This is a genomic window from Lamprobacter modestohalophilus, from assembly GCF_016583905.1.
GTDB classification, from domain to species: Bacteria; Pseudomonadota; Gammaproteobacteria; order Chromatiales; family Chromatiaceae; genus Lamprobacter; species Lamprobacter modestohalophilus.
On sequence record NZ_NRRY01000083.1, the window covers coordinates 1 to 12,071 of the forward strand.

The window sequence follows — 12,071 nt, forward strand, 5'->3', positions numbered from 1 at the left end:
GGTACTGCTGCTTGGCGCGCGCAATCTCGCGCTCCAGGCGCGCGAGAAAGGTCTGCTTGCCGTATTCGGGCGCGGCGGCCAGATAGACGGTATGCTGACGCTCGCCGTCGTGGTCGTAGAACGACAGGGCACCGGCCATGGCTTCGCGGTAGCCGGCGCTGTCGGCCATCGGGATCATCGCCCCATCGAGGCTGATCACCACCGTGGCAATGGAGACCTGCAGCGCGGGCAACGCGTACTCCCAGGTCTCTTCCTTGGCCGTGGCGATGCTGCCAACCCAATCGGCCACATTCTGGATATAGGAGCGGGCAACCGTGCGGCCGTGATTCTGCTCCAGGTCCGTCTGCACCGCGCTCACATTGAGTTGGGCGTACTTGTGACTGAGCTGGCTGGCAAAGCGCGGGGTGGCACCGCGGATGATCCGCGCCTGATGCTCCAACGGGCAGTAGATACGCCCGCCACGCGAGGTCTGGTAGACGTAGCGCTCGAGCTGCACGTCGCCATAGGGGCTCTGGTAGACCTTCGGATGGCGGCCTCGGGCGGTGAGCTTGGTCTCGCCGACGCGAATCGGGCTGCCGTCGGTGTCAAAGCGCCCAAGGGCCTCCTCGGTCGCACAACACCCGACGGCGTTAGTCGCCTCCAGAATGGCTTCCTCCATCTCCAGCAGGCTGCCACTCAGGCGCACCGTCACCTCGACTGTCACTTCGTCATCCGAACGTCGGATCACTTGCGCCATCACCACCACCTCACTGTCTGCTTCATCAGGAGGTTATAGCGTACTCCTTAAGGCGACATCATTATAAGGCTGCACCCTCACCACCGCCCTGCTTTCGGCTGATGAGGACTGGCTGATCCTTGAGACCACCCAAGGCCTGCACAGCAGCGACGGCAACGCCGTCAGTGATCTCTACCGTCTCGATCTGATCAGCGACCAACTACAACTGATCAGCGCCACCGAGCAGGGCCAAGCCGGCAACGGTCCGAGCCGCTACCCCGCCGCAGATGCCACCGGCGAACGGATCGTCTTCCACAGCGAGGCTGATGATCTAGTGTCGGGTGACAACAACCAGGTCAGTGACATCTTCCTGCGCGATGTCGCACTCGGCTATACGGGGTAGACCCAACAGTCGTGTCACCAGGGGCCATTTCGGCTCAATCGAGGGAAAGTCGCCTGTCCATGTCGAGATCAAACCGTCCATACGGGTTGACGTGCTCCCAGATCAGGGGCGTTAGCGCTGCAGAGTCGCGCGGCGTGAGCCGTCCCTGCCAATGCGGTTGAGCGAGTACTTTCTGGATCATCAGCGTGTTGATGTAGACCATGCAGTTCTGGACCAGATGCAACGCGAGCATGCTGATCTCGTGATCCTCACGACGGTTGTTGACCATCTCGCCACGCCGGGCGAAGAAGACGAAATCGGTCGCCCCGTTCCACTGCTCGACCACGTTGAGCCCCTCGTTGATCTCGCGGCGTAGGGCTTCGGAGTGTAAGTAGCGACACAAGAAGATGGTCTTGATGGCCTTTCCAAGCTCGGCCAATGCCTTGTAGGTCGGGTGCTGCACGTTCTGCCGGGTGAAGCGTCGCAGGATGGCCTCGGTCTCGGCGGTCCCCTGGCGCAGTGCCGTTGTGTATTTGATCATCTGGTCGTACTGCTGGCGGATCAGCTCCCAATCGATCGGTCGAGTCAGAATCAGCTGGAGATCCTTGTAGGCATCGGCTTTGCCGGTTTCCGGCCGGTACAGCTTCTGCGCGTGGATGGCCTTCAGTCGGGGCAGCAGTTCAAAGCAAAGGAGGTGGCAGAAGGCGAAGGCGACCGTACTCTGACCGTGCGAATCGACGTACTGGCGGTCGACTTCCATCTCGGTGCAGTGATGAAGGACGCCCTCAATCATCGAGGCCACCTCTGACGACGACGGCGACTTCAGCTGGCTGTGAATGCACAGCGACTTGCGCTCGACATGCCAGTAGATCATGACCCCGCGCCCGCCATAGCGCACATGCCATTGGGTCGTCAGGTTTTGATCCCAGGCGCCGAAATGCTTGGAGTCCGAGGCACAGGCCGTCGTCCCCTCTCCCCAGATGGCCGGGTTGCGGGCCTGTAGCGTCCCATTGGCGATGATGGCAATGGCCCGGCGCATGGCGTCGACGTTGAGATAGCGTCGGCGCACATAGGTCAGATCCTTGGCCGTCGCTCCCGAATCCAGGCTCGCCATGCGCTGCAAGCCGGCGTTGGTGCCCATCCCGTGCAGGCACAGCAGCAAGCGTGGCTGCAAGACCGCGCGCTCCAGGGTCTCGTAAGCGGTCGGGCTCTTGAGCACCTCGGTGAAGCCGAGCCGAAGATCCGTTTCCTTGACCATATCGAGCAGGCTGGTCATCGGCCAGGTGGCGTTGAGCTCGGCCTTGAGGGCGGTTAGGTTGGGCGGATCGGGTTGGGCGTCCAAGGTACTCAGGGCCTCCTGCATCTCGGCCTGTCGGTCGGTTACGAACTGCTCGGCGTCCAACGGTAGCGCGAGCGCCTGGTAATAGTCTTCGCGGTTGCGCTCGAAGTCGGCTGGCAGGTCCTCATCGGGATTGCGGTAGCGGTTGGCCCCAACCACCCAGATCTCCTTGCAGCGCAGGCGCTCACGCAGGGCCTCCAGCACAGCGATCTCATAGGTGATGCGGTTGACGCGATCCTGGCCGGTCGCGTCCTGCTCCACGACCGCCTCGCGCCATAGACGGCGCACGACGCCATCGAGCGGAACAGCCTCTTCAGGCGGAAAGAGCCGAACCTTGCTCTGCGCAAAGCGCTTGATCAGCTCGAGCGCTCCATCACCGGACGGTGACGGTCGTTGTTGGAGCGGAAGTCGAGCGTCGCCAGTAACCGGGGCACCATGCGTCGGTAGTGCCCACGGTAGGCGTTGCGGATCACCGCGCGCAGGGTGAGGCGATAGGTCGGCCCGGTGGCCTTCCACTCTTTCACCAGCTCTTGCAGCGTCTGTTCACCGACCACCGGAAAGACCACGTCTCGCACGACGCCGTCCGGCTCGGCCAGCGTGGCCTCGGCGAGGCGAACAGCAGGTTCTGTTTGCCCGTGACGCGCTTAAGATCCTCGAGCAGCTCGCGCTCGACCTTGCGCTCGGCGCGTGCCCCGATCGTGTGGATCGTCTCGATCAGCAAATCGACGAGGTCGTCGGTCAGCGTGCGTATGCGCAGATGCACGAACGCTGCAAGCCAGGTCAGCCGCGCGGCCTGCGGATGTCGGCGCAGCTCATAGGGGGCTTCCACGCAGACGCGGCGACGGCAGCGCTCCAGGTCACGTGACGCCGCATCATCAAACAGATCCGGAGGAAGCGCGACCCCTCGCAGGAGGTCCAGCTTGGCCAGTTCGTCCTGCAGGCTGGCAAGACTGGGACGGCCGGGGTTGCCGAGCAGCTTCAACAACACGGCTGGAGCTTGGCGGCTGGCCTCATCCTCGGCCGTAGCTTCGTCGGTCTCCTCAGGACTCAACAAGGCGTCCAGCCGCTTGCATGTCGCCGACGAGAGCCGCTCGAGCGTGCAGGCGTGAAAGGCGTCTTCGTAGGCGCGTACCGCCGAGCGCGCGATGCGCTCCATCCGCTCGACAGTCGGTGGCTCGATGGCGAGCTCGCGACAGCGCCTTTCCAAGTGTTCGAGCAGTAATGCTAGATCGCTGCTGACGGCTCCGATGACGCAATCGCGCAGTCAGATCGCCAGGTTGTCGGCGTCGGTGACCGTCGCCTCGCGGAAGCCAAACAGCGCGCGAATCTCGGCGCGGGCGCGCTTCCAGGTCCGCTGCAACGGATCGTAGCGGTCGGGTAAGGTGGACTCCTGGCCGATCTGACCTGCCACCTGCGCTCGCAGACCGGAATCGATCTTGGCCAGACTGGGCGGGAATCGCCCATGCTCCCGGTAGAACACGAGCAGTAACGCGAAGCCGAGACGGTTGGCGGCGTTTTTCGCCATGACCAGCGCGTACTCCGTCGGGGTCAGCGGTGGTACGCGCTCGCTCGTCTCGTCGTTGAGTCCCATGATTCAGCGCATGCCCATGTCGCATAAGTCCTAACTGAAACGACAACGACCACAAGGCTCGAACGACGGGCTTTCGGACTGTTGTAAAAGTCTGTCGCGAAACTAAACTGTTTCGCGATGATATTTGCAACACGGTGGTTGTGCCATGCTCCTTGGCTACGCGCGCGTTTCCACTGAGGATCAACAACTCGACCTGCAACGCGCGGCGCTGACACGCGCTGGTTGTCAGCGCCTCTACGAAGAGAAACGCTCGGGGGCGAAGCGCGCACGTCCAGAGCTTGAGCGGATGTTGGACCACTTGCGTGCCGGCGATGTGGTCGTGGTGTCCAGGCTTGACCGGCTGGCCCGCTCGACACGCGATCTCTTGGACATCGCCGAACGGCTCAGGGAGAGCGATGCTGGCCTGCGCTCGCTTCAGGAACCTTGGGCAGACACGACATCCCCAGCCGGGCGCATGGTTCTCACGGTGTTTGCGGGGATTGCCGAGTTCGAACGGGCATTGATCCATGAGCGCACCCATTCCGGACGCCTTGCCGCACAGGCGCGGGGAGTGCGCTTTGGGCGTCCGGTCAAGCTCTCAAGCGATCAAGTGGCACTCGCCCAGCGGCTCATCGGCGAAGGGCAAACCGTCCGCGAAGTCGCCAACATGCTCAAGGTTCATCGCAGCACGCTCTACCGGGCTATCGCGCCGGCGGACACAACCAGCGACATGTCGGGCTAATCCCAAATGGCCCCTGGTGACACGACTGTTGGGTCTACCCCGTCGAGCAGAGCCGAATGCTGATCGAGGAATTGCGCATTGAGCAGGCGCGCGAGCGCGAGGTCATGGCCGGTCAGGAACAACACTACGTGCGGGTGATCGAGGAGGTGCGCTCTGAGCGGGATGAGCGTGCGAAACGTCTTCAGCGCCAGGCCCGCGAGTACGAACAGCGGGTGCAGGAACTGAGCAAGGCGTTGGCTGAGCAGCAGCGCCTGAGCATGCGCGCACAAGCCGAGCTTGAGGTGGCTCGCGCGGAGCAGAGGCGGTTACGCGAGGCCGTGGATGATAGCGCGCGGGCCTTGGCCGAGGTACAGGTCAGGGAGCAGGTGGCTGTGGCGCAGCGGAATCAGGCCCGGGAGGCTGAGGGGATGGCTCGGAATGCTGAGGAGGGTTTGCGGCGGGAGCTGGATGCGCTGCGGGTTCGGGTTGAGGCTGAGCCTGAGCTTGTTAAGGGGGATTAATCGGCTTTAGAGCGCGTCCGGTTCGGACACAAAATCTCCGCCATGGCGGAGAAAACATCTTGGCCTCAATCCCCTGCATATCGGGTCTAGGTTCGGACCCGAAGCCGCTTGATAAATTCGCAGACGACTATGGTCTTAATCCCCTTCAGATCGGGTCTAGGTTCGGAAGGCTATGTTCGTTCGCGTATGCGTTCAGACCACCCCTCGAACTTTGGCCGTAAACGTACTTAGGTTGCTGTTTCTTCGATTGCCAGCGTTGATACTGGAGAGGGGGTCTGAACGGTTACAATTTGACAAGAAGTTTTGCTATGCGGTATTTTTATTACCAATTTTCTACAATTGGCAAAGCCGATTCACACACTTGGCCACATGAGCCAAAACTTCTATGGCTGATTCTTCATTATGGACCAGGCGTGGCGAAACACTGAGCCATAAAAACGCGTGTAAAGAGTTTGGCCTAACAGAGGAAGAAATTTTCGACGCTATACGGCAAGGTAAGATCGAATATAAAGAGAATTACGCTCATGGAAGCCCTTATTTTAAACTTCTTCGTGTTGAAGTTAAAAGTTTAGCTTTGGAGTTGCGAGGGGCAAACTATCTAAAGGAAAAAGAGTTTGAATATCAGTTAGGGAAGGTTACGAGTGAAATTAATAGCTTGAAAAGAAAACTTTCTTCTTTGGAGAGGGGAAGGGCTAAGATAATCGAAGAGTATAAACGCTTCAAAGATAAACAGTGAGATCACGTAATGAGTGAAGAAAATATAACGATTGAGTTTAGGTATCCTTGGGCGATGATGCCAGTCGGAAACTCTGGATATTGGATAGATGCAGTTAAGAAATCAATAAAAGCGACAGACCCTCTTTATGAGAAAGATATTTTTGTGTCTGGACGACATGAGACTCAAAATTTGATCTTGGTGGATAATGATTCCGATAATACTTACGCGATTATGTCTTACGAAAATATAGGGTTTGAAGGGGCAATGGTGTTTAAAACTATCGAGACAATAGGTTCAAGAACAGTATTGGCGGAAAGACTGCAGAATGATTATGAATCTAAAAAGCTTGTTTAAGAGCTTGGTTTAATTACAATCTTGATTGTGGTTTTTGTTTCCCAAGGTGCCGATGTTAGGAGTTAGCTAAACCAATGTTTTTATTGTCCCAATCGTTAGTAAAAACTATGCACTTTCAGTGCAAGACTTTTAGTAATGTCTTCCCCAGGAAGCTCTCAAATCAAAGTTCAGCATCGCGTAGCGATTCCTTATAAGTGACTCAATATAAAAATTTGTAATCCAAATGAAATATAAATACCATTATAATCAGTGAGTTACAATTATTAAAAATAATTTTTTATTTACAAGATATTGAGTTAGGGTACTTATCATCTTTAGTCCGCAGTCCAGTCTGCGGACAAGGATTTTCAGTCCGCAACCCATACTATGGACTTACAGTCCATAGTGATTGATTTCAGTCTGGTGCGCGTGAGGGATAGGTTTGCTCTTGCGTATCAGGGCAGTGTAGGGGGAGATGAAGAGGTTGATCTTTGAACTCTGTCCGGTTTCCTCGCATTCGCGGCCTCTTGTTGGTCTGGTGCCAGGTCTACGGAAGCTCTCGCTTGGACGTGCTTTCGCACCTTATGGGCAGATGGAGGTGAGTCGGCTATCGTAACCCCTTGATTGGAAAAGGGTCAGGAAGGCAGCTGTGTCTTTTAATCCGTACATACAACCTACCAGCTTTAGCTGTTGGATGTTTAGTATTGGTCTCCACCCTGGTGCCAAATCCCTCAGATCGAACCTTCGTCACCCGGAAAGGTGATGCTTAGCCCTCCCTCAGGGCTCCCACCAGGCTGCCTGCGTCAGCATCTCTAACGTCTGCGGGAAACTGGCTTACCGTCGCTGATACGTCAGGGTAGGTTCACAGCCTAGTAAGCATACAAGCAGCTCAAACTCATGTTCCTGCTGCAGGTGCTGAATAAAGCCTTCAAGAAATAGCTCAGAGTGTCCTATCAGTAGATCAGTAGGTTAAAAAATGCACATTGTAAACGGTGACGTTTCAAATGCAGATGGAAAATTAGTAGTCACGGTCACGGGGTCTTACGTCAACTCGCCCCGACCCGGAGCCGGTGGGCGGCGTTGCCAGACCCGCGACGAGCTGCTCTCGGGCAGGAGAGCTTACGGGGTGTTGACCCACCCCCGGCAGTCGTTGCTTTCCCTTTGGGGGTGTAACTGCTCGCGCGTGATGTCCAGTTATCAACCGACGACCTTACGCAACCCTCTCGTGACGGGGCTTCTTGGCCGTGTGGGTTGCGCGTGGCACGACGCCGCTGAGGGTTGCGCTGCAGCGCGCGCTGCATTGATCCCGCACAAGAACCTGAGCCATCTGACAACGGTGTGACCAGGACAGTTTTTTTCGGCAGGGTAGGGTGCTTATCCACAGACACGGTGGATAACCGGCGTTCGGCCATCATGATGCCGATCTGGCCGCACATCGCGATCAGCGTGGCTCGCTGACGTGCAGAGCACGCTGGCTCGCTTGCGCAGAGAGCGACATGCGGTCTGATGCGCCGTTCGACACTAGGCGCCGGCCTGCTGCACGGGCTTGATCAGGCTCTCCGCCGGGATACCGAACTGACTGTGCAGCTTCCAAATCATCGGCAGCGTCAAGGAACGGGTACCGTTCAGGACCTCATAGACGCGATTGGTGCGCCCAATCGCCGGAGCCAAGTCGCGCGCCGTGAGTCCCGACTGCTCCATCCGGAACTTGATCGCATCGACCGGGTTGGGCAGATCGACCGGGAAGTGCTTGGCTTCATAGGCTTCCACGAGGGTGAGCATGACGTCAAAGTAGTCCCCTTCAGGCGTGCCTGGCTCGGGCTCATGATCGAACAGCGGTGAGAGGGCCTTGAGCGCCGCACGGTAGTCCTGATCGGTGCGAATCGGCTGGATCTGCATGGCGTTCAACCCATTTCAACAGTGTCGGCGTCGATCGCATCGTATTGATGGTGCGTGCCGACAAATTTCACATAAAGTGCGCCGTACCGATAGGCGACGGCGACGACGAGCCGGTAGGTGTTGCCTTTGATAGTGAAGACGACGCGGCGGCTCTTGAGAATGCTCGCGTTGCGATACTGCGCCTTGATGTCGCTCGGTGACAGCCACGTGGCCTTCTTGGCCTCATCGATCCAGGCGAGGAGTGGCTGCTCAGCGTCTGGATGCTGCTCCCAGAAGGCTTTCAGGTGGCTGATCGCAATCATCCTCATGGCTGGAAGATAGTCCCGCTGCGGGACTAGCGCAAGCTTTACGGCCCGATCATCAGAACACCCTCGTCGGTAACGACCCCCTGCGTCGTCCAAGCCATCCATTGAGCCGGCAATGCGCATGCATTACCATGCAGCACATCAATTGCTTTGATCTGAGAACATCATGGCCACCACCCTTGAGGCCGAGTCCACGCTGACCGCCCGCTACCAGACCACGGTACCGGAAACCGTGCGCCGTGCGCTTCAGCTCAGTAAGCGTGACAAGATCCACTACCACATCCGCGCCAACGGCGAGGTGGTGCTGACCCGCGCCGAGCCCGCCGATGGCGATGATCCCGTGCTCGCGGCGTTCCTCGGTTTCCTGGAGCGTGATCTCGCCAACCACCCTGAACGCCTGCAGGCGGTGGATGCCGGCCTCGTCGAACGACTCCAAGGGCTGGTCGGCGATGTCGAGATCGACCTCAATGAGGCCCTGCCGGATGAGGACGAATGAGTCCGGCTCAGCCCGCGAGCTTGGTCATCAACGGCTGGACGCTCTTTGCGCATCCGCTCTTCCTGGCTCAGATTGAGGCCTTGGCGCAGCAGGTCGACGCCCTGAAGCAGAAAGACCCCTCCGGGTACCTGAAGAACAATGCCAGCAAGCGCCTGGCGGCGATCACCAAGCTGGCCTTCGAGGTAATCCCGCAAGATCCGACCCGGCCGGAGTACCGCCAAGGTGGCACGCTTGGCGACGAGCACAAGCATTGGTTCCGGGCCAAGTTCTTCCAGCAGTACCGGCTGTTTTTCCGCTACCACGCGCAAGCCAAGATCATCGTCTTCGCCTGGGTCAACGACGAGAAGACGAAACGCGCCTACCAGAGCAACAACGACGCCTACCGGGTCTTCCGCAAGATGCTCGACAGCGGCCATCCACCCGATGACTGGAGTCAGTTGCTCGATGAGGCTCGGGTTGAAGGTCAGCGCTTGCAGCCGTTCGTCGATCGTGGGGCGCCTTAGGTCGATCAGCGCCAACCCGACTTGGAGCTTTCAGCCATGTTTCTCGATCCTTTCCACGGGGCCGAAGATGGCACGCTGCGCATCTCCACGCCGTAAGGCAGCGCCCTCGCGCTCGTGGATCAACAACATCCCTCTTCGTCCGGACGAGCAGATCCCTTTCTCGAACAGGTGGTGGTCGTGGTCGACTGTCTGTCTAGCAGAAACGAAAAAGCCCTGCCTTTCAGCAGGGCTCTTACCATCACTGAACCCGTCGGGTTAGCACCGGGGGCTTCGCCGGCTTCAGAAGGCTGGGCCTTCAGCCACAGAGGGACTTCTCAATCCGTGTGTTGCCGGAAGTCTTGCGACTCTGATGGGCGGACAGGGCGCGACTTGGATGATAGCAGCTCCTGACTTGCAGGCACCAGATTTGCAGCCCATACTCATGCTCGTCCCAGCCGCGAACCGATGAGTGGACACCAGGGGGCGCTTAGGCGTCCTGGGTTGAGTTTCCCCCCAACGCTGGCAAGTCGCGGAGTAAGCCCCATGCCGTTATGGCTGGGGCTTCATTCGTTGTGGGGATCACGCAAGACGTTGAGCTTGGCGCTATTCCTAGTTTTAGGAACGTCGGGTGACTCAGCCGCCGTTAGCCGCCCCCAAGACTGGAGAGGGCGTTGCGCCGATCGAAACCCCAGAATGGAAAAAGCCCTACCAGATGGCAGGGCTTTTTCCCCAATCACTGAACCCTTCAGCCCGTTAGAACAGGGGGCTTCGCCGGCTTCAGAAGGCATCGCCATCAACCACAGCGGGACTTCTCAGTCCTTGTGTTACCGTAAGTCTGGAGACTCTGAAAGGCGGGCAGGCCGCACCAGTAAGGATAGCGCTTTGCGATGGGGATTCAAGCGCGGAATAGGGTACTTCGCCGTCGTGGGCGGGTCTCCACGTTTCCCGTGAGCGATGTTACGAGCGAATCGCAACCCTCGATTCGGGGTCCTGACACCAGGCTTGCGCGTAGGTCTCCGACGAAGCTTGAGCAGAGTATGGTGGATGATGTCTAGCTTTGCTAGGCGTAAATAAGGGTGCTTCGCCGTCCCGGACGCTATCCCGGGGGGCCCGTGAGTGATGTTGCGAGTGAAGCGCAACCCTCGAGCCGGGGCACTGACACCAGGCTTGCGCGTAGGTCTCCGACGAAGCTCACTAAAACTTAGTCGATGGCGCAGTGAGTGGCTACCCTCTTGGCGGCTTCAGCTGTATCCACCGTCGACAAAGAGACTGATACAGGGTCCACTGCCGAACCGGCCAGCAAACGGTGCTGCGACCAAGCCCGATGGCTCGCGGATTTCTTCTCCTGCCGCGGGCACTTGGGCTTAGCCATCTGCGCCATTCCCGCTGGCACCGAGCGATGCGAACGGCTTATCCTCTCGGCTTCTCTGCTTGGAGCGATGCGGAACAGCGCTGCAAGGTGCGCTGCGCGTACAGCCCCGACGCCTGCGACCTCCACGGTAAAGCCCAGCGCCTGAGCAGCCATCCTGCCGTTACAGACCGCCATTGATCCGAGCCGAGCCACGCGCGAAATGCCTGCCAACAGGAAGCCATCATGACGCAACTCTGTATCGAACTCCCCGAGGCGCTGCCTGCCGTGCTGCATTGCTCGGCGGACGAACTGGACCGGGAGCTGCGCTTGGCCGCAGCCGCACAGTGGTATCAATACGGGCGCATCTCCCAGGAGTGGGCGGCTGCGATTGCGGGCTTGGATCGCACGGATTTCCTGCTTGCCCTCGCGCGCATGGGCAAGGATTCCTTCCAGGTCGATTTCGAGGATCTCGACCGCGAACTCGCGCGTGACTGAGCCGGTCGTCATCAATGCCTCACCGCTGATCCTGCTGTCCCGAGGTGACCATCTCGGATTGCTGCAAGCCTTCGCCAGCGAGGTCTGGGTGCCAACGCCGGTGGCCAGAGAGATCCGCCAGCGCGGCCCAACGGACATCACCGCCCGCGCGCTCAGCACCACCGACTGGCTGCGCGTGCATCCCGAACTGCCGATACCGGAGTCCATCGCGCGTCGGCGACTAGGGGCAGGGGAGTCCGCGACCCTGGCCATTGCCCTCGAACATCGGTTGACCGCCATCATCGACGACCTGGCCGGGCGCCGTTGTGCCGAGGGGTTGGGATTATCGCTGCGCGGCACCCTCGGCATCGTGCTGGCCGCGAAACGACGCGGCCTGATTCCGGCCGCCCGCCCGATCCTGGCGGATCTGATCGCCGGTGGGCTGTATCTCTCCGAGCGGGTGCTCGATGAAGCCCTGCGCCGGGTTGACGAATAACCGAAAACACGGCGACTTCAGCGACTGTGGCCCAGCCATCAAGGCCTGCAAGCGCATCGTCGATGAGTTCCTTGAGTCCAGCCACCAAGAGGGCATGACCGCAGAGGCCCTCTATGAAACCTACAAGATGTTTGGCGACGATCCTTGGATCGAGGGTGGCGGCTTCTCGGCTTGGAGCTACGCGAAAAAGCGCTGCAAGGTGCTCTGCGCGGGCGACGAAGACGCGCCGCCTGAGTAAGGTCGATTGCTCCTCATGTCACTAACACACG

General features: G+C 59.1%; 11 protein-coding genes and 2 pseudogenes. 9 read left to right on the plus strand and 4 right to left on the minus strand.

The genetic code is table 11. The features are described from left to right. Together CKO42_RS24640 and CKO42_RS24645 are read right to left on the minus strand one after the other, a co-directional pair. Nucleotides 1–736 (minus strand): annotated as a pseudogene (locus tag CKO42_RS24640) (ISKra4 family transposase); the annotation flags it as partial. 416 nt (nt 737–1,152) lie between these two features. Beyond that, a pseudogene (locus CKO42_RS24645) lies at nt 1,153–4,027 on the minus strand (Tn3 family transposase). Between the two features lie 145 nt (nt 4,028–4,172). Between CKO42_RS24645 and CKO42_RS24650 the strand changes: the two are divergent. The 4 genes from CKO42_RS24650 to CKO42_RS24665 all read left to right on the plus strand — a co-directional run bounded on the left by CKO42_RS24650 (nt 4,173) and on the right by CKO42_RS24665 (nt 6,320). Then, the gene (locus tag CKO42_RS24650; RefSeq protein WP_200251163.1) at nt 4,173–4,748 is read left to right on the plus strand and encodes a recombinase family protein; all 576 of its coding nucleotides are present in this window, start codon (nt 4,173–4,175) and stop codon (nt 4,746–4,748) included. Between the two features lie 56 nt (nt 4,749–4,804). Beyond that, nucleotides 4,805–5,248: a hypothetical protein gene (locus CKO42_RS24655; RefSeq protein WP_200251165.1), complete on the plus strand. Its 444-nt coding sequence runs from the start codon at nt 4,805–4,807 to the stop codon at nt 5,246–5,248. A gap of 385 nt (nt 5,249–5,633) precedes the next feature. Further along, nucleotides 5,634–5,984: a hypothetical protein gene (locus tag CKO42_RS24660; protein ID WP_200251167.1), complete on the plus strand. Its 351-nt coding sequence runs from the start codon at nt 5,634–5,636 to the stop codon at nt 5,982–5,984. A 9-nt stretch (nt 5,985–5,993) separates the two neighbouring features. Next, complete coding sequence (locus tag CKO42_RS24665) at nt 5,994–6,320, plus strand: hypothetical protein (protein ID WP_200251170.1); 327 nt, start codon at nt 5,994–5,996, stop codon at nt 6,318–6,320. Between the two features lie 1,500 nt (nt 6,321–7,820). On the opposite strand, the gene CKO42_RS24670 is transcribed toward CKO42_RS24665, so the two are convergent. Continuing rightward, complete coding sequence (locus CKO42_RS24670) at nt 7,821–8,198, minus strand: helix-turn-helix domain-containing protein (RefSeq protein ID WP_200251173.1); 378 nt, start codon at nt 8,196–8,198, stop codon at nt 7,821–7,823. Between the two features lie 5 nt (nt 8,199–8,203). Then, nucleotides 8,204–8,500 (minus strand): type II toxin-antitoxin system HigB family toxin, encoded by a 297-nt coding sequence (locus tag CKO42_RS24675; protein ID WP_242479677.1) that lies wholly within the window; start codon nt 8,498–8,500, stop codon nt 8,204–8,206. A gap of 169 nt (nt 8,501–8,669) precedes the next feature. Here CKO42_RS24675 and CKO42_RS24680 point away from each other — a divergent pair, with 169 nt between their 5' ends. From CKO42_RS24680 to CKO42_RS24700, 5 genes are all read left to right on the plus strand, one after another. Then, nucleotides 8,670–8,999 carry a type II toxin-antitoxin system PrlF family antitoxin gene (locus CKO42_RS24680; protein WP_200251188.1) on the plus strand — a complete coding sequence of 110 codons (330 nt, stop codon included), beginning with the start codon at nt 8,670–8,672 and terminating at the stop codon, nt 8,997–8,999. Next, nucleotides 8,996–9,502 (plus strand): type II toxin-antitoxin system YhaV family toxin, encoded by a 507-nt coding sequence (locus tag CKO42_RS24685; protein ID WP_200251190.1) that lies wholly within the window; start codon nt 8,996–8,998, stop codon nt 9,500–9,502. Before CKO42_RS24680 ends, CKO42_RS24685 begins: the two co-directional genes overlap by 4 nt. Before the next feature lie 1,573 nt (nt 9,503–11,075). Next, nucleotides 11,076–11,327 carry a UPF0175 family protein gene (locus CKO42_RS24690; protein WP_200251192.1) on the plus strand — a complete coding sequence of 84 codons (252 nt, stop codon included), beginning with the start codon at nt 11,076–11,078 and terminating at the stop codon, nt 11,325–11,327. Then, a complete protein-coding gene (locus tag CKO42_RS24695) occupies nt 11,320–11,802 on the plus strand; it encodes a PIN domain-containing protein (RefSeq protein WP_200251194.1) in 483 nt (160 codons plus the stop codon). The genes CKO42_RS24690 and CKO42_RS24695 overlap by 8 nt, the downstream gene beginning before the upstream one ends. Continuing rightward, a complete protein-coding gene (locus CKO42_RS24700) occupies nt 11,792–12,040 on the plus strand; it encodes a hypothetical protein (RefSeq protein ID WP_200251196.1) in 249 nt (82 codons plus the stop codon). Before CKO42_RS24695 ends, CKO42_RS24700 begins: the two co-directional genes overlap by 11 nt. Nucleotides 12,041–12,071: the final 31 nt, after the last annotated feature.